General features: G+C 71.3%; 16 protein-coding genes. 8 read left to right on the top strand and 8 right to left on the bottom strand.

Annotated features, from left to right (window positions below; all coding sequences use genetic code 11):
• Positions 1-33: 33 nt before the first annotated feature.
• The 3 genes from BMY61_RS06450 to BMY61_RS06440 all read right to left on the bottom strand — a co-directional run bounded on the left by BMY61_RS06450 (position 34) and on the right by BMY61_RS06440 (position 2,288).
• Complete coding sequence (locus BMY61_RS06450) at positions 34-1,272, bottom strand: tyrosine-type recombinase/integrase (RefSeq protein WP_042447619.1); 1,239 nt, start codon at positions 1,270-1,272, stop codon at positions 34-36.
• Positions 1,273-1,283: 11 nt separating this feature from the next.
• Complete coding sequence (locus tag BMY61_RS06445; RefSeq protein ID WP_042447623.1) at positions 1,284-1,586, bottom strand: helix-turn-helix domain-containing protein; 303 nt, start codon at positions 1,584-1,586, stop codon at positions 1,284-1,286.
• Positions 1,587-1,775: 189 nt separating this feature from the next.
• On the bottom strand, positions 1,776-2,288 hold the full coding sequence (locus tag BMY61_RS06440) for a helix-turn-helix domain-containing protein (protein WP_042447625.1): 513 nt from the start codon (positions 2,286-2,288) through the stop codon (positions 1,776-1,778).
• A gap of 389 nt (positions 2,289-2,677) precedes the next feature.
• Here BMY61_RS06440 and BMY61_RS06430 point away from each other — a divergent pair, with 389 nt between their 5' ends.
• The 5 genes from BMY61_RS06430 to BMY61_RS06410 all read left to right on the top strand — a co-directional run bounded on the left by BMY61_RS06430 (position 2,678) and on the right by BMY61_RS06410 (position 8,763).
• Positions 2,678-3,877 (top strand): DUF3631 domain-containing protein, encoded by a 1,200-nt coding sequence (locus BMY61_RS06430; RefSeq protein ID WP_042447631.1) that lies wholly within the window; start codon positions 2,678-2,680, stop codon positions 3,875-3,877.
• 573 nt (positions 3,878-4,450) lie between these two features.
• Positions 4,451-5,437 (top strand): DUF2637 domain-containing protein, encoded by a 987-nt coding sequence (locus tag BMY61_RS06425; protein WP_042447634.1) that lies wholly within the window; start codon positions 4,451-4,453, stop codon positions 5,435-5,437.
• 158 nt (positions 5,438-5,595) lie between these two features.
• Positions 5,596-6,465: a MobC domain-containing protein gene (locus BMY61_RS06420; protein ID WP_143094198.1), complete on the top strand. Its 870-nt coding sequence runs from the start codon at positions 5,596-5,598 to the stop codon at positions 6,463-6,465.
• Positions 6,455-8,233, top strand: coding sequence for a relaxase/mobilization nuclease domain-containing protein (locus BMY61_RS06415; RefSeq protein WP_075003813.1), 1,779 nt, complete (start codon positions 6,455-6,457; stop codon positions 8,231-8,233). Before BMY61_RS06420 ends, BMY61_RS06415 begins: the two co-directional genes overlap by 11 nt.
• 221 nt (positions 8,234-8,454) lie before the next feature.
• The gene (locus BMY61_RS06410; RefSeq protein WP_052438693.1) at positions 8,455-8,763 is read left to right on the top strand and encodes a hypothetical protein; all 309 of its coding nucleotides are present in this window, start codon (positions 8,455-8,457) and stop codon (positions 8,761-8,763) included.
• 142 nt (positions 8,764-8,905) lie between these two features.
• On the opposite strand, the gene BMY61_RS06405 is transcribed toward BMY61_RS06410, so the two are convergent.
• Positions 8,906-9,220 (bottom strand): hypothetical protein, encoded by a 315-nt coding sequence (locus BMY61_RS06405; protein WP_143094197.1) that lies wholly within the window; start codon positions 9,218-9,220, stop codon positions 8,906-8,908.
• 9 nt (positions 9,221-9,229) lie between these two features.
• Between BMY61_RS06405 and BMY61_RS06400 the strand changes: the two genes are divergently transcribed.
• The 3 genes from BMY61_RS06400 (at position 9,230) to BMY61_RS06390 (ending at position 12,040) form a co-directional block, all read left to right on the top strand.
• Positions 9,230-10,048: a serine/threonine-protein kinase gene (locus BMY61_RS06400; protein ID WP_174514498.1), complete on the top strand. Its 819-nt coding sequence runs from the start codon at positions 9,230-9,232 to the stop codon at positions 10,046-10,048.
• Positions 10,049-10,186: 138 nt separating this feature from the next.
• The gene (locus tag BMY61_RS06395) at positions 10,187-11,029 is read left to right on the top strand and encodes a hypothetical protein (protein ID WP_042447645.1); all 843 of its coding nucleotides are present in this window, start codon (positions 10,187-10,189) and stop codon (positions 11,027-11,029) included.
• A 60-nt stretch (positions 11,030-11,089) separates the two neighbouring features.
• Complete coding sequence (locus BMY61_RS06390) at positions 11,090-12,040, top strand: phosphotransferase (protein WP_063773248.1); 951 nt, start codon at positions 11,090-11,092, stop codon at positions 12,038-12,040.
• Here the strand turns inward: BMY61_RS06390 and BMY61_RS06385 are convergent.
• From BMY61_RS06385 to BMY61_RS06370, 4 genes are read right to left on the bottom strand one after another with little or no spacing between them, the layout of a single operon-like run.
• A complete protein-coding gene (locus BMY61_RS06385; protein WP_042447650.1) occupies positions 11,998-12,666 on the bottom strand; it encodes a nucleotidyltransferase domain-containing protein in 669 nt (222 codons plus the stop codon). The two genes, BMY61_RS06390 and BMY61_RS06385, sit on opposite strands and share 43 nt — an antisense overlap.
• Positions 12,663-14,150 carry a pyridoxal phosphate-dependent decarboxylase family protein gene (locus tag BMY61_RS06380; RefSeq protein ID WP_042447653.1) on the bottom strand — a complete coding sequence of 496 codons (1,488 nt, stop codon included), beginning with the start codon at positions 14,148-14,150 and terminating at the stop codon, positions 12,663-12,665. The genes BMY61_RS06385 and BMY61_RS06380 overlap by 4 nt, the downstream gene beginning before the upstream one ends.
• Before the next feature lie 16 nt (positions 14,151-14,166).
• The gene (locus BMY61_RS06375; protein WP_236656013.1) at positions 14,167-14,943 is read right to left on the bottom strand and encodes an aldo/keto reductase; all 777 of its coding nucleotides are present in this window, start codon (positions 14,941-14,943) and stop codon (positions 14,167-14,169) included.
• An 8-nt stretch (positions 14,944-14,951) separates the two neighbouring features.
• Positions 14,952-16,148, bottom strand: coding sequence for a JmjC domain-containing protein (locus tag BMY61_RS06370; RefSeq protein WP_042447659.1), 1,197 nt, complete (start codon positions 16,146-16,148; stop codon positions 14,952-14,954).
• Positions 16,149-16,153 lie beyond the last annotated feature (5 nt).

Below are 16,153 nucleotides of genomic sequence, written 5' to 3'. Positions count from 1 at the left end.
TGATCACCAGCTCAACCCGGCCACTCGCATCGATCATGCGGCGGGCGGCTCTTCGGGCTTCGGCCAGAGCAGGCCGCCGATCTTGTCGGCGGTGTCCGTCAGTACCCGGTTGGTGAGGTGCTGGTACCGGCGGCGCATCCGGGCGGACTTGCCGGGCTCCCAGCCCATGATCGCGTCGACGATCGCGTCCGGGACGCCGAGGATCAGCAGGACGGTTGCAGCCGTGTGACGAGCGTCGTGGAGCCGACCAGTGCGCAGGCCCGCCGCCTTGAGCAGGTCCTTCCACTCATGGTGGTCTGTGTTCGGATTGAGGGGCTCGCCGGTCGGCGAGGTGAAGACGTAGCCCTTCTCCGTCCACAGGTCGGCAGCGAGCTGCCGGTCGCGCTCCTGGTCGCTCCGGTGCTGGAGGAGGAGGGCCAGCAGCGGGTCCGGGATGCCGATCGGGCGGCGTCCGGCGCGGGACTTGGTGTCCTTGGTCTCGCGGCGGATGTTGACCTTCTCCGGGCAGTAGCCGGGCTTGCGCCCGCAGGGGTGGCCTGCGCAGCCGTGCTGGTAGCGGGGCCGCAGCCGGTTGCGGTGGACGGTCAGGACGCGCAGCTCGAAGTCGACGTCGGTCCACTTGAGGCCGAGGACCTCGCCCTGGCGCAGGCCGAGCGCGAGTGAGATGACCCAACGGGCAGGGTGACGCTGCTTGTTGGCGAGGTCCAGGAGCCGCTGCACCTCCTCGACCGTGTAGGGCTCGACCTCTTCCTCCTCCAGGCGTGGGGGCTTGGCAATGGAGGCAGGGTTGACGGTGAGGTGGCCTCGGCGCACCGCCTCGTTGAGCGCGGTGCGGACGGTGCGGTGGACCTGGTGGGCGGTCCCGGCGGAGCTGCCACCGGCCTGCATCTTCCCGTAGAAGCGCTCCAGGTGCTCGGGCTCCAGCTTGGAGAGACGGTGCGACCCGAGGCCGGGGATGAGGTGGTGGTAGACCGCGACGCGGTAGCCGTCGATGGTGTTCTCACCGACGTGTGGTGCGGCGATGTTCTCGACCCAGTGGGTCAGCCAGGTCTTGATGGTCCAGGTCTGACCGGCCTTGCCGACGGTGCCGGCGTCACGCTTCTTCTCCAGCTCGCGCACGGCCTTGGTGGCATCGGCGCGGCGCTTGCGCATGACGTGGCGACGGTCGGGCTTGCCGTCGTCCTTCACGCCGACGGTCACGTAACCGTGCCAGTAGCCGTCCTTGCCGAGGAAGATCGAGGAAGCGCCGTTGGGCTGGCGTGAGTTGGCCATGTCCGCCCCCTTCAGGCCGCGAGGGCGGCGGTCGGGGCGACGGCCTGGGAGCGGGCCGCGATGTAGGCGTCGAGGGAGTCGACGGGTATGCGGCGCAGGCGGCCGATGCGGACCGAGTGGACCTCGCCGGAGGCGATGAGCGCGTACATGGTGGTGCGGCCGACGCCGAGACGGCGGGCGGCTTCCTCGACGGTGAGGGCGACCAGGGTGGTGTCCGGGGCGGGGGCGGAACACTCCAGGACGGCGGCGCGGAGCTGGTGTTCGGGGATGCCGAGGGCGTCGGCTATGAGGGACAGGGCGGGCAGGGTGGACAAGGAGACGCCTTTCGGCGGTCACGGGGGCAACCGTTGACCGCTGGCCTGTTCGGGATGGGCGGTGGGCTTGGTGGGTGTCCGCGCTGGTGGCCCTCGGTGTTCGTAGCACCGGGGGTCGGTCGGCGGATGGTGAACGTGCAGGCAGGCTACGGCGGCAGCGGCCGGTGACCTAGCGATTCCGGGCCGGACTTACAGGTCGGTGCCGGGCATGCTGCGGAGCGGGTCCTCGGGCGAGTTCGGTGCCGGGTAGAAGACGAGCTCGGTGGGCTCCGTCTCTTCCTCGACACCGAGGCGCGCGGCGATCTCGTCGTATCTGGCCTCGGCCTGGTCGAGTCTGGCCTTGGCGGCGTCGGCGAGGTCCTGGGCGACCTGGTGCTCCTGCTCGGCCTTCTGGATGTCGAAGGCCGCTTCCTGGAGTTCCCAGTGCGGGTCGTCGGGGCCGGCCACGGCTTCGAGCATGAAGTTCGCGGCGGGGACACTGAGAGCCTTGGCGAGGCCGAGGGCCTCGTCGAAGCTGATCCCGCGGGTGCCGTTCTCGATCTTGGCGATCTGGGTCTGGTGCAGCTTGAAGCCAAGGCGTCGCATGCGCTCGGCCATGTCCTCCTGGGAGAGGCGGGCCGTCGTGCGCAGGACCTTCAGGTTGTGCGCGACCAGGGCCTCGCCCTCCGGCGGGGCCCAGCGCTGGGGCTTGCTGTCGTCCACTTCTTCTACCTCCTCTCCCGGGCGGACGAGGGTCCACGAGACCCACAGTCGTAGACCATACCAGCATGGGATGCCCAACCTGCAAGCGCATACACGCGAATGTGACGTAGGTCACTATTGTTCTGGCCAGTGAATATGCTGGATTCGACTGGGAATGCCATGCGGCGTGAGGTTGACAGTGGGCGGCCGTCCGTGCATGCTCATGCTACGAGAGCATCAGAATGCCAGTCGAGAAGAGGTTGAACGTGTAGGTGCCTGACCCGAGGAACGCGAAAACCCCCGGCGCTACGAACACCGGGGGCTGCTGGAAACCTCGCCACCGCCCATCCCTGGAACAGTCGTCTGCGGCGGACCGGGTTGCCCCCCGGATCCGCCGAGTGAGGATCTCCATGACCGAGAGTACAGCCCCCGCCGCCCAGGCGGCACCCCTTCCGCCCGCCGCCCCATCTCCAGCCTGTGGACAGGCCGACGCCGCCGCGCTGCTCGACGAGCTGCGCGCCACCCTGGCCCGCTTCGTGGTCCTGCCCACCGCGCAGGCCCTGGACGCGACCGTGCTGTGGATCGCGGCAACCCACCTGCAGCCGGTGTGGCAGCACGCCCCACGCCTCGCGGTCGTCGGCCCCGCGAAGCGCTGCGGCAAGTCCCGCCTGCTCGACCTGCTCACCGAGACGGTCCACAACCCCGTCATCACCGTGAACTCCACCGCGGCGGCGATCTTCCGCTCCATCGGCGAGAAGCCGCCGACCCTGCTGGTCGACGAGGCCGACACCATCTTCGGCAGCCCCAAGGTCGCCGAGAAGAACGAGGAGATGCGCGGCCTCCTCAACGCGGGCCACCAGCGCGGACGCCCCGTCCTGCGCGTGGTCGGCAAGGAGCACGCCCCGCACTCCTTCGCGACCTTCGCCATGGCCGCGCTCGCCGGCATCGGCGACCTCCCCGACACGATCATGGACCGCTCGGTCGTGATCCGGATGCGCCGCCGCGCCGAGGGCGAGCACGTCAGCCCCTACCGCACCCGCCGCGACAGCCCCGCCCTCCACGCCCTCCGTGCCCGCCTCCAGCGTTGGACCACCTCGGTCGCCGACCAGGCCCTGCACCTGGAACCGCACATGCCGGTCGAGGACCGGGCCGCCGACACCTGGGAACCCCTGGTCATCGTCGCCGACCTCGCGGGCGGCACCTGGCCCGACCGCGCACGCGCCGCCTGCCAGCGGATGGTCGCAGCCGAGGCCCAGGCCGAGGAGGACAACCCCTCCAACGCCCGGATCCTCGCCGACATCCGCCGCGCCTTCGCCGGTGTCGGTGACCCGGAGAGCATGTCCACCGACACGCTGCTCTACCGCCTCAACTCCGACCCCGAAGCCCCCTGGGCCGAGACCGGACGCGGCGGCCTGAACCCGCGCGCCCTGGCCGGGATGCTGCGCGAGTACGGCATCCGCTCCGGCAACGTCCGCATGCCCGACCAGACCCAGCTCAAGGGCTACCTCCGCGCCAAGTTCACCGACGCCTGGAAGCGCTACTGCCCCACCGTCCACCCCGTCACCGACGGCGCTGACGGCCCCTCCGGCAGAGCGGGACACACCGGCTGACCCGCGCGCTGTTCAGTCGCCGCCCGCAGCCTGTGGACGGCGACTGTCGAGGCCAGGACCAGCTTCTCGGGCCGATTTTCCCGGAAAATCGCGAGCCCGTTTCCCGGAAAACGGACAGCGGATTTTCCCGGAAAATCCGCGCCTCCCTCCCGGGGGATGGCCGCAGGAGCTGAACGAGAGCGTGTGCAGCTCCTGTACGCGCCGACGTTCAGGTCCTGTACCCCCGGCACGAGACGGCCCAGGCCATACCCCGTCTCGTGCCGTCCCTGCCGTCCCAGCCGTATAACCGCAGGTCAACGCCCATCTAGCCAAGACGGCACAGCATCCCAAGACGGATAGCCATCCGTCTCAGCACGCCCACGAGGGCACAGGCGGAAGCCCGCCAAGCCGCCGTCACCGCCTCGGACCTACGGGAACGGCAGGACGTCCGCTGCACGCCACCGGACGGAGCGAAGACGCCACTCCACGGCCTCGCCGTACCGGCTCTGACCTGCGACGTCAACGGCAAGACGGCCAAGACGGATCACCGCACACCACCACCAGACCTCACCCCCGAACGGGAGTCCCACACCCATGTCCGACACCGTCATACCCACACCGTCGACCACGGTGGTTGGCCGTCACCGCGCCACCTGGTGGGACCGGCTCGCCATCGTCCTGCTCGGCCTCGCTGGGTGCGCTCTCTCTTACGACGCGTTGCGGCAGATGGCCACCGCCGTCCACGTCCGCCCCACCCTGACCTACGTGTTCCCCGTGGTCATCGACGGCTTCATCGCCTACGGCGTCCGCGCCCTGCTGGTGCTGCGGGAGGCCCCGCTGCCCGCGCGGCTGTACGCGTGGGGGCTGTTCATTGCGGCGACCGCCGCGAGCATCTGGGCCAACAGTGTCCACGCCCTGGACCTGAACCGGCCCGGCACGGTCAGCTTGCATCTGGGCGACACGACCGTCACCGTGCTGTCCGCCATCCCGCCGCTCGCGCTCGCCGGGGCGACTCACCTGCACCTGCTGATCAAGCGCTACGGCGGCACCCTTGCCGGGCCCGCCCAGGCCCCGGTGTCCGCAACCCTCGCCGGGGTTCAGGACGGTCCGCAACCGTCGCCTGCGCAGGCGGTGGAGGTTCCGTACACCGCCTCCGCTGGCGCGCCCGTAGAGATCCCGACGCTGCCGCAGGCTCCTGCTCTCCCCGCCTCCGTCGCCCCCGAGCGCACCGCCTCGCCCTCGGCCGACGGAGCCGAGCCCGAAGCTGGACACGGCGGCGAGGACGATCCGGTCGACGCTTACGACGACCCCGCCGAGGACCACGAATCCGCAGGCCAGAACCTGCGAGGGGATTCGGGTCAGCCTCCGGTGACGAGCCCTGGTGGACGCCCCGCGCTGGCCTCGATCGCTGGGCTGGCCGACGTTATCGCTGCCGCCCACCCCGACGGTTCCGGACTGACCCGCGACAGCGCCCGCAAGGCCGTCACCGACGCCGGACTCGGTGCCGGCACCGAACGGCTCACCGAGGCCATGGCCCTGGTCCGGCAGCGCAGCGAGGCCCGTCAGCACCCCGCCGACTGACCCAGCATCAACGACCGCTGCCCGGACCCGAACCGGTTCCGGGCAGCACCCTCTCTCTCGCCGCTGCCCAAGAAGCCCGGCCGAGCCAACCCGCCGAGTGTCCGCACACTCACCACCCAGCCCATCCACCTGAGCACCGACAGGAGCCACCGCCCCTCGTGAGCCGCAACCCCTTCGCCCGCAAGACCCGCACCACCCAGGCCCCGCCGCTGAGTAGCCTCTCCACAGCACAACCGCCCACGCTCGACCGCAGCTTCAACGGGGACGGCCTCCCCTCGACAGCGGAGCGAGCTGGGGCGAAGTCCACATCGCCTGGGGGCGATGCGGACTTCGCGCTCGTGCCCGCCCCGGCGGGAGCGGGCACCGCCCCGGCCCATGGGGCCGGGAGCGGAGCGGTTGCGGAGGTGGGGGCCGAGCGCGGCCTTCACCAGGACCAGGACCAACCCTCGCCCGCCGAGCCGAGCGAGCCCGCTGACAGCGCCGTCGTGCGCCTCGCGCCGACCATCAGCGCCGACGCGTTCGTCCACCGTGGCATTGCCGCAGTCGACATCCCCGCGCCCGCCCACGACGACGCTGTGCCCGGTGCCGCCCGCCGCCGGCACCTGAGCGACGTCCTGTACCGGCCCCGCTCGGGCACCAAGCGCAGCCTGCAGCTGACCTGCTCGGCGGAACCGGCGGAACGCGACTTCATCGACCTCGCCGCCCGCACGGCGAAGCGCTCCCGCTCCATGTACCTGATGGACTGCGCCCTCACCTTCGCCCACGCCTACCTGTCCGACCAGCGTCCCGAAGGCGTCGCGGCCCTGCCCTCCCCGCAGGCGACCCAGGACCTGATGGTCCTTTTCGGGAAGCTGCTGCGGGAGTTCGGCCGCATCGGGAACAACCTCAACCAGCTCGTCTACGCCGTCCACAAGGGGGATCTGCCCGACCGCGCCGAGGAGATCCTGGACGAGCTGCACCAGGTCGCCCAGCGCGCCCGCCTCCTGATGGACCAGGCCCTGGCCGGAGGTGGTCGCCGTGGTGCCTGACGTCTCCACCGGAGACCGCAGCCGCGGCCTCCTCTCCTACCTCTTCGGCCCCGGCCGCCGTAACGAGCACACCGACCCGCACATCGTCGCCGCCTTCGCCATGCCCGGAATCGTCGACCCTGGCCGCGTCCCCCTCGACCAGCACCAAGCCGCCCTCACCGAGCTGGCCGACTACCTCGACCAGCCCGTCCACCTGCGCGAGCAACGCCTGGGGAAGAAGGTGCCGCAGCACGTGTGGCACTGCCCCGTCCGTACCGCACCCGGCGACCGCTACCTCACCGACGAAGAGTGGGCCGAGGTCGCCCGCCGCATCGTGCACGCCACCGGGATCGCCGAGCACAGCGACGACACCGCCTGCCGCTGGATCGCCGTGCGCCACGCCGAGGATCACATCCACATCATGGCCACCAGCGTCCGCGAGGACGGCCGCCGCCCCCGCAACCGCGGGGATGGCCGCCGCGCCCAGGCCGAATGCCGACGGATCGAGGCCGAACTCGGGCTGCGCCGCCTCAAGTCCGGCGACGGCACCGCCCCGAAGACCCCGACCGGCGCCGAGGTCGCCAAGGCCGAGCGCCAGGGCCGCAAGAACACCGCCCGGGTCTGGCTGCGCGAACACGCCTACGCCGCAGCCGCAGCAGCCCGCGACGAGGCCGAGTTCTTCGCCGTCCTCACCGCCCTCGGCGTCCAGGTTCGGCCACGCCTCGGCCCCGTCACGGGCGAGGTCACCGGCTACAGCCTCGCCGCCCCCGGCGACACCGACGCCAAGGGCGACCCGATCTACTACGGCGGCTCCGCCCTCGCCCCCGACCTCTCCCTCAACCGGCTCCGCGAACGCTTCACCCCCACCGAGGACGGCGGGCACTCTGCCGTGGCCGAGCGAGGGGACGGCCAGTCCGACGCCGGCAGCACCTGGAGGCACGCCGACGCTGAGCTGCGCGCCGCCTACGCCTTCGTGATCACCGCGTCCGACGGCACAGTGGGCGACCAGGCCGACGCCCAGGTCCAGGCGCAGGCGGCGGCGTTCGCCGAACTGCTCCACAACACCGCCGCAGCCGCGCCGCGCCCGCTCCGTGTCGAACTGCGCGCGGCAGCAACCGCGTTGAACCGCGCCAACCGCTCTGCCATCCGCGCCGAGCACCGGGCCGCCGACGCACTGCGCCAGGCCGGACGGACCCTGCTCACCGTGCCCGGCAGCAAGGACGGCGATTTCGTCACCGCCGCCCTCGTCTCCGCGGTGTTCCTCCTCATCGCCCTGGGAGAGTGGCACACCCAGCGCGGCCACCAGCAGCAGGCCGAGGCCGCCCACCAGGCCCTCGCCCGTCTCCAAACGGCCCAGCAGCAGGCCGCCCGCCCCCGCCTCGCCCAGCTCGCCGCCCACACCCCCAGTCCACAGATACAGGACCGGCTGGCCGCCGCCGTCCAGGCCGCCGTCCCCGAGCACGCCCAGCGAATCCTCACCGACCCCGCCTGGCCCGCCCTGGCCACCGCCCTTGCCCAAGCCGAATCCGCCGGCACGCCACCCCGCCGAGCCCTCGCCGACCTCACCGGCCAGCGGGAACTCGACACCGCCGACCGGCCCGCCGACGTCCTCCTGTGGCGCCTGCGCAACTCCACCGCCGACCGCGTCGCCTTCCGCGTCCGCGCCGCCACCTCCCGGACCCGCCGACCCACCACACCCGCCGTCCCGCCCGCCGACATCCGGCCCACCGACGTCCGGCCCAGCACCACCACTCCGACCGCCGAGCACCCTGCCCGTCGCAGCCGCTGACCCTTCAGCCTCCCGCCCCGCCACTCCGAATGGCGGGGCGGGAGGAGGAGGCCAGGCAGAGCGTGGACCGAGGCGCGCGCCGTCATCGGCACAGGTCCGCTCTGGCGGGGGCGCAGGCCCGGTGTGGTGTCGATTCGATGTCTTCTTCCCCGACCGGGAACTGACCGACGGCAGCCGTCGTCGTGTGGTCCTTGCAACAGCCGCGCACAGGAAGGACCTGCGTGACCAATCCCGCCGAAGCCCACCGCCCGAGCGTGATCCGCGTGGTCGAGCACCCCGACGAGCTGAATCCCCGTGGCATCACGATCACCTGCCCCAGCTGCGGCGCCCGACGCGACTGGCTCCTGCTAGAGACCCGAGGCCGGACCTTTGTCCGCTGCCGGTGCGCGCACGAGTGGAAGGAGGCCGACCTCGACCTGGACTACTTCAACGCCAACTTCTGCTACCCGGACCGCACCTGGCCCGACTCTCGCGACGCCATGATCGCCATGGGCTTCGACGGACTCCTTGCCGGGGCGGTGTGGTCGTAATGGACGGTTCGCAGCGCCGGTGAACACGGTCAGGCCGACGGTGACGAGAGCCGAGTGTGGTACCGGCGCCAAGCGATCCCGAAGACCACGAACCGCATGGTCAGCCTCACAGGGGTGCGGTGACGTCGCCTGCAGCCAGCCGTCAGAAGATCGTGAGTCTGTCCACACCAGCTTCGTCGAAGGCGAGTTGGTAGACGAGGTCATCCAGTTCCACCGGCTTCAGGCTGCCAGCGCAGGACACGAGGAGATCGCGAGCACCGTGGTGGGGCTCGTCGTGCCGGGCGGCATTCCAGTGTCCGGCGGCGCCAGCCGGTATGGCCGCGATGTTCCTGCCACACCTGGTGCAAGTGGTCCGGGGCATCTTCACGCCCCACATCGTCGCAGCAGCGGCCGACATCAGCGTTATGCGATGAGCCGGTCCGGCCGATTCATCCCGACTGACGTGCTGGACTGCCATGCTCGCCTCATGGTCTTCGCCCTGCTCGATCTGTACTCGTCCGTCGAGCACCTGAGCGCGCTGCTTGCCAAGGCTGGCAAGGTGTTCGCCGCCTTCGACGCACAGGACTCGGGCTGCTGGTCCGCCGGAGTCGAGGCAGACGACGGCCAGCGGTGGTTCGTCAAGCTCGCCGGCACCTCGGCCGGCGAGAGCGCGATGCGCCGCGTCCAGGAGCTCCACCGGCAGGTCCGGCACCCCAGCATCATCCCCGTCGTGCACTCCTTCGCCTGTGCCGACGGCCTGGTGAACATCTACCCCTGGGCTGACGGTGACGTCCTCTACCACCCCACCACCGACGCCCGACCGGACCGGACACTCGCGACGCACCCCATGGCCTGCTTTCGCTCCCTGCCCCTACCCCGTGTCGAGACCGCGCTCGACACGGTCCTCGACGCCCACCAGGCCATCTGCGCGGCAGGTTGGGTCGCGGTCGACTTCTACGACGGCTGCCTCCTCTACGACTTCGGTACGCACGTGATGCGGTTGATCGACCTTGACGAGTACCGGCCCGGGCCGTTCACCGTCCCCGGTGACCGGCTGCCGGGCTCCAGCCGCTACCTCGCCCCAGAAGAACGGCGCCACGGTGCGCTCGTCGACGAACGCACCACCGTGCACGCGCTCGGCAGAATGCTCCGGCTGCTGATGGACGGCGGCGACATGGAAGCAGACTGGCGCGGCACGCCAGCCCAGCTTGCCGTCGTCACCCGAGCCACCGACCCTGACCCGTCCCGGCGCCAGCCGACCGTCAGCGCCCTGCGCGAGACCTGGCACGGGGCCGGACGGGCCTGACCCACCGCTCGGCAGCTCGGGATGGGCAGGAACCTCTTCGGGACGTCGTCACCGGCGTTGCGCAGTAGCCCTGCCCGTTTGTCTGCTTCGCGACTCTCAGCCCCGCTCGGGCCAGACGGGCTCTGCAACGATGAGCGCATGACGATGCGTTCCGTTGATCTGAGACTGGAGCCGGTGGAGGAGATCCTGGCACGGGCTGAGTCCGCACTGCAGGTGCAGTTGGACCGCGCCACGCTCGTTCGCAAGCGGCGGTCCATCGGCGCGGTGACCACGCGAGGAACCTGGGTGCGGATCGAGCGCCGCCCCTGGGCGAAGGTCGACGGCCAAGGGTGGAACGGCACGCAGAGCGCAGCCTCGCTGCACGGGATCGCCAAGCCCCAGTGGTACGCCGGCCTCACGTGGCGGGACAGCGCCGAACCCGCCGTTTGGCAGGTCGACGAGACCGCACTCCTGCCTTGCCAGCCGATCGGCACGGCGGTTCTCGCCGAAGCGCCACAGCTACCGGACGCGTGGTGGAAGGCGTTCAACGCCTCGCTCGATGCGCTGGCAGGCAGCCGGACGACGCGGGTGGCGACCCCGGACACCGAGACCCTCACCGTCGGGGGCATCACCGGGGCGATCAGCGCCGCTTTCGGTGTCGCTGTGGAGGCGGACTTCGGGCCTTGGGCGCCCGCACATGCGGATCTGAACTGGGCGAATATGACCGGCCCGGAGTTCTGCCTGTTCGACTGGGAGGACTGGGGCAACGCCCCGCGGGGCCTGGATGCCGCCTCGCTTTGGGCGGCGTCGCTGGCCGTCCCGGAGCTGGCGAAGAAGGTGCGTGAGGAGCGGCACGAAGACCTCTCGGGCCGCGACGGGAAGCTGATGCTCCTGTTCGCGCTGTCGAAGTTCGCCGGCCCCGGCGCCCACCCCGACGATCCCCGGGTGGCGCCGGGGCGCGAAGAGGCCGCCCGGCTCCTCCGGCAGCTCGACGGAGTCTGATCCCACAGCTCGACCCCGCACAGTCACCCCTGCTACCCGCTGTTCGATCTGGAGGTCGTCATGGCTTTGATGCCGCCGGCCAGTCGCCCCGCCTGGGAGGCGCTGTCGCAGGTCCTCCGCGCCGCCATCGAGGACCGCGTCGGCGGCCGAGTGAGCGTGGTCGACTACCCATCGGGCGGCTTCACGCCCGGCATCGCCGCGCGCCTCGAACTCGACTGCGGCGCCCGCGTCTTCATCAAGGGCATCGCGCTCGACGACCCGGCCTCGCGGATGTATCGGGCCGAGGCGGCTGTCGGAGCCGATCTGCCCGTGCGGGTCGCGCCCGCGCTGCTGTGGGCCGTCGAGGAAGCGAACTGGCTGGTCCTCGGCTTCGAGGACGTCTCCGGCTCGACCCCGGACCTGGCTCCGGGGTCGGCCGACCTGGATGGCGTGCTGGAGACCGTGGCGGCACTCGCCCCCGCGCTGACCCCGTGTCCCGCCAAGGAGGCCGACGCGTTCGCCGGACTCGCGGGGACCCTTGCCGGGTACTGGCGGCGACTGGAGGCCCAGGGCGTCCAGGGCTGGGATGCCCGGCACGTGGCGGAGCTGACCGCGCTCGACAGCGAAGAGGTCCTGGTCCGGGCCACGCAGGGTGACACCCTGCTGCACTGTGACCTGCGCGCTGACAACATGCTCGTGGAAGCGGGCCGGGCTCGCGTGATCGACTGGTCCTGGTTCGCCCGGGGCGCGGCCTGGGTCGACGTCGCGTTTCTGTTGCCGCAGCTCATCCTCGCCGGGCACCGCGCACCCGACGCGGACCGCCTCCTGGCCGCCGCCGTGCCCGCCTGGGCGCAGGCCCCCGAGGAGGGCGTCGTCGCGTTCGCTGTGGCCATCACCGGCTTTTGGGAGTGGCAGCAGCGCAGCGGCCCCGGCGGAGCGCTCGGTGCCTACCGTGGGCGGGCCGCCGCCGCGGGTCGGGCTTGGGTCGCTCACCGGATGGGCTGGAAGGAGCCCGCCTCGGTGCCGCTGTAGAGACCGCGGGCGGTGAGGTCGGCGAAGCCCCTGGCCAGGACCGAGTGCAGGTGAGCCGGGTGGAGGTAGCCGAGATAGTCCTTGCCGGAGCGTCCGTCGGGTGCGCGGAGAAGGGCGCTCGCGGCCTCGGCGATCGTGATGGCGGTCTCGCCGTGGATCGCGGTGGCCAGGCGCGCCGCGGTGCGGTCGGCGAGGGCGGTGTGCCTGCGGTAGGCGGCGGCGTTGCCGGCTAGGAACACGTGGGGGCTGGTCAGCGCGTTGAAGATGAGCCGCAGCCGGAAGGATTCGCCTTCCAGGTACCAGCTCTCGCGGATCGTGAGGGGCGCGCCGTGCACCGTGGTGAAGCCCGCGCCCTCGGCCGCTTGCTTGGCCTGCCCGAGCGTGGCGTAGAGCTTGGCTTGGTAGGGGACCTCTTCGTCGAGGTCGAGCCCGTGTCGGCTGTGTAGTTCCTTCACGGCACCGATGAGTTGGTCGAGTTGTCGGCCGTCGAGCTGCGCGGCTCCGGTGTAGAGCAGGTCGAGGTCGGAGGTGGCGCGGTCGGTGCCGGTGGCGTGGGAGCCGTAGGCGAGTGCGTAGCCGCCGGGGAAGACGGCGAGGCGGGCGGCGGCGTCGAGGGCGGCGCTCACGGCTGGACCTCCTGTGAGAGCGCGGTGACGTAGTCGAGGACTTGGCGCATGTGCTCGTCGGTGATGCGGGGGTTGATGGAGACGAACCGCAGCGGGGCGAGGACGGCTCCCTGGCGGACGCGTCCCAGGTCGTCGGGGATGGTGAACTGGTGGAGGTGCCAGCGCCCTTCGGCCATGAGGCGGGCGTGGAGGGCGCGGTTGAGCGTGTTGATCCGGTCGACGTCGGGTCGGGCCGGGTCGTGCCCGGCGGGCAGCACGAGGAACGCGACGGCGCACATGTCCGGTTCGTTCAGCCGGATCAGCCCGGGGCGGGCGTCGACGAGGTCGGCGAAGCGCCGGGCTCGGTCGAGGCGTTCGTCCATGACCTGGGCCAGTCCCTGGCGTCCGAGGGCGCGCATCGCCGCCCAGGCGCGCAGGCTGGTCCACTCCTTCGTGCCGATGAATGGGGTGACCTGCCCGAAGGCGAAGTCCTCCTGCATGATCAGGTCGCTGTAGGAGGAGACCAGCCGCAGCGAGGCAGGGTCGCGCAGGAGGAGGGCGCTGACACCGTAGGGGACGTTGAGGACCTTGTGCGGGTCCACGGTGACGGAGTCGAACAGCTCGATGCCATCCAGCAGGTGCGTCAGGCGTGGAGTGAGAGCGCACATCAGGCCCCAGCAGGCGTCGATGTGGAGCCACACCTCGGGGTCGTGCTCGCGGACGGTCTCGGCGACGGCGCACAGCCGGTCCACGGTCTGGGTGCGCGAGTCGCCGGCGTAGGCGACCACGGCCATCGTCCGGCCGCGCCGGGCCTTCACGGCCTTGGCGAGGGCACGCAGGTCGTAGCGGAAGCCCCGGGTGTCGACCTCGGTGACGTGCGTGCCGCAGCCGATCCAGGTGGCCGCGGACTTCACGCTGTAGTGGCCGATCCCCCTCGGGACGATGAGGCCGAAGCGTTCCGGGTCGGTGACGCCGGCGGCCAGCGTGCCGGGGGCGGCGTGCTCGCGGGCCAGCATCATGGCGACGGTGTTGGAGCCGGTGCCGCCGTAGGTGATGACACCTCCCGCGTCCCACACGGAGGTGACCTGGTCGGCGGGCGGGTTCGCGTAGCCGAGGAGACCGCGCAGCCACCGCAGGACCGCGATCTCGGTGAAGGTGCCGGACGGAGAGCAGAAGGACTGGTTGATCAGGTTCTGCTGCGCCAGGACGGCGAACAGGCCGGCCGCGAGCGAGGCGGTGTCTCCTCCCGTGTCGCCGAAGCCCATGAAGCGGGGCGAGTTCATGTTCACGCAGTACGGCAGGACCGTGTCGGTGATCTCCGTCCAGACCTGCTCCGGGGACGACGGGGCGTCGGGCAGGTCGCCGAGCAGCAGCGCCTGGAGCTGCTCCGGCGTGGCGCGGGTTCCGTAGACGTCCTCGCTGGTCTTGTGTTCCAGGCCAGCGGCGACGACCTCGTGCAGGAGCTTCGCAGTCGGCTCCAGGGTGTCCGGGTTGAGCACGTGCATCGTGGTCCCTCCCAGTTCAGACGGTCGTGGGTTGCTGCCGGGCGTCGAGCAGGGCGCGGTAGTCGCGGACCACCGCCGGATCGACGGGGTGGTCCAGCGCGGCGAGGAGGTCGGCGAGGTGCTGAGGCCGCTGGGCGCCGACCGCCACGCAGGAGACGGTCGGCAGCTCGAAGGCGAGCCGGAACGCCGCCTGCGCAAGGGTGAGGGCTTGGCCATCGGCGGGCAGGAGGAGCCGGGGGTCGACCGCCGACCAGACCGGGTCCGTGGTGCTGCCGCCGAAGGGGCTCATGCCCCACAACTGCTGGGGTCGCAGGTTCCAGCGGGCGGCGAGGGTCTCGCCGGCGGTCAGGGTGCGGGCACCGACCAAGAGCCCGGCGCGTACCATCAGCGTGTGCGGTGGCGGTGCGGCGCCGGCCAGGTCTAGGAGCGGTCGCGGGTTCCAGGTGGCGACGCCCCAGGAGCCGCACAGCCCGGCCGCCACGGCAGCGGCGAGGACATCGCAGGCATTGGCCCAGGTGGTCTCCGCGTCCCGGTCGTCGGAGAGGGTGGCTTCGGGGTTGTGGAGGAAGACCAGGTCAGGCGGTCGGCCGAGGTCGCGGACCACCTGTTCGAGAGTGACCCGCAGCATGACGGGGTGGAGCGAGTGCACGGGGCCGGTGGGGGCGGGGAAGTAGCCGACCTTGGTGGACAGGTGGAAGCGGTCCAGCAGGCGACCGTAGGTGCCGAGCGTCTGGTGCGCCGTGAAGCCGCGGTAGTTGAAGCTGGTGTCGATCGCGGTGACGCCCAGGTCCAACGCGGCGGTCAGTTCGTCGCGGTGGTGACCAGACCGGTGTAACCCGAGGACAACTCGGCGGTCAGCGGTGCGCATATCTCCTCCTCCACCAAGATCGCGGCGAGCTCTCGGACCTGGGCGCCCGCGGCGAGGGCCGCCTGCTCCAGGTCGACGGGTTGTCCGCTGAGCAGCAGCTCCAGCGCCGGTCGGGCCTTGGCGGCAAAGGTGAGCTTCTTGCCGGAGGTCACCACCTCGACGGCGGAGCCCGTCTCATCCAGGCGGGGCGGGAAGTGCGTCGTGCAGACGACTGCGGTCAGCGGACCGAAGATGTCCAGGTGGGGGACATGCCGGGGCAGGTTGGTCTGGTGCTCGTAGGAGGCCAGGTAGTCGGCGGGGGTGCGCTGCCGGATCAGCTCGGCTGTGGCTTGGGCCAGGTGCCCGGTGTCCGCCCCGACCGTGCGGTCGAGGTCGCGGCGGAATATCTCCTGCTCGCGGCACCAGTCGCCGAGCCAGGTGAGCCAGCTGGCGCCGGTGCGCTGGGTGATGCCGAATGTGACGTGCAGGCTCTGGCCCGAGCCGCTGCCGTTGCGGGTGGCCTGGTGCCAGTGGCCGCGCGGGATGTGCATGACGTCGCCGGCCCGCATCGTGCCCTGCCACAGGAACTGGTCGGGCGGGGTGCTGTTGGGGTCGGCGTCGCGGTACATCGGCACCGGGCGGGAGGTGCCGCGGACCTCCCACTGCTTCTCGCCCGCGAGTTGGACGATCAGGACGTCGTGGTCGTCCCAGTGCAGCGGGAAGCCGTCGGCGTCGTTGGTGGTCAGGTAGGCGTTGACCTGGACGCGCTCGCGGGACCACCACTGCAGGGCGCGGCAGGCGACCTCCATGGCGGGGTCGAAGACGTTGGCTTGGTCGAGGATGACGGTGGCGCCCTCGCGCAGCAGCCGGCCCAGCGCGTGCATGTTGACCATGCTGATGCTCTGGCCGCGGGGGCTGACGCTGTCGGTGTAGTAGATCGCCGGGTGGACCTCCTGCCCCTCGCGGAAGACGCGGAACTGCGGGCGAGCCAGGCTCCTGCGCATCACCATGTCCAGCAGGCTGTTGGGGGTCATGATGCGGGCGGGCAGCGCCTCGTCCTGGATGTGGCCGCGCACGAAGCCGCGGCCGAGCGGTTCGACGCTGCTCCAGCCGAGCGCGCGCTCGATGGCGGTAACGAGCCGGTGTTCCATGGGTC

The organism is Streptacidiphilus jiangxiensis (assembly GCF_900109465.1).
Taxonomy (GTDB): Bacteria; Actinomycetota; Actinomycetes; order Streptomycetales; family Streptomycetaceae; genus Streptacidiphilus; species Streptacidiphilus jiangxiensis.
The sequence above is the reverse complement of the archived record's forward strand: the minus strand, read 5'-3'. Positions and strand labels throughout refer to the sequence as shown.

Bases quoted from the DNA above. Each gene is read 5' to 3' on its own strand.
- BMY61_RS06450 (WP_042447619.1), bottom strand. From the start codon at position 1,272: ATGGCCAACTCACGCCAGCCCAACGGCGCTTCCTCGATCTTCCTCGGC.
- BMY61_RS06430 (WP_042447631.1), top strand. From the start codon at position 2,678: ATGACCGAGAGTACAGCCCCCGCCGCCCAGGCGGCACCCCTTCCGCCC.
- BMY61_RS06425 (WP_042447634.1), top strand. From the start codon at position 4,451: ATGTCCGACACCGTCATACCCACACCGTCGACCACGGTGGTTGGCCGT.
- BMY61_RS06405 (WP_143094197.1), bottom strand. From the start codon at position 9,220: ATGGCAGTCCAGCACGTCAGTCGGGATGAATCGGCCGGACCGGCTCAT.
- BMY61_RS06400 (WP_174514498.1), top strand. From the start codon at position 9,230: ATGGTCTTCGCCCTGCTCGATCTGTACTCGTCCGTCGAGCACCTGAGC.
- BMY61_RS06395 (WP_042447645.1), top strand. From the start codon at position 10,187: ATGACGATGCGTTCCGTTGATCTGAGACTGGAGCCGGTGGAGGAGATC.
- BMY61_RS06390 (WP_063773248.1), top strand. From the start codon at position 11,090: ATGGCTTTGATGCCGCCGGCCAGTCGCCCCGCCTGGGAGGCGCTGTCG.
- BMY61_RS06380 (WP_042447653.1), bottom strand. From the start codon at position 14,150: ATGCACGTGCTCAACCCGGACACCCTGGAGCCGACTGCGAAGCTCCTG.
- BMY61_RS06370 (WP_042447659.1), bottom strand. From the start codon at position 16,148: ATGGAACACCGGCTCGTTACCGCCATCGAGCGCGCGCTCGGCTGGAGC.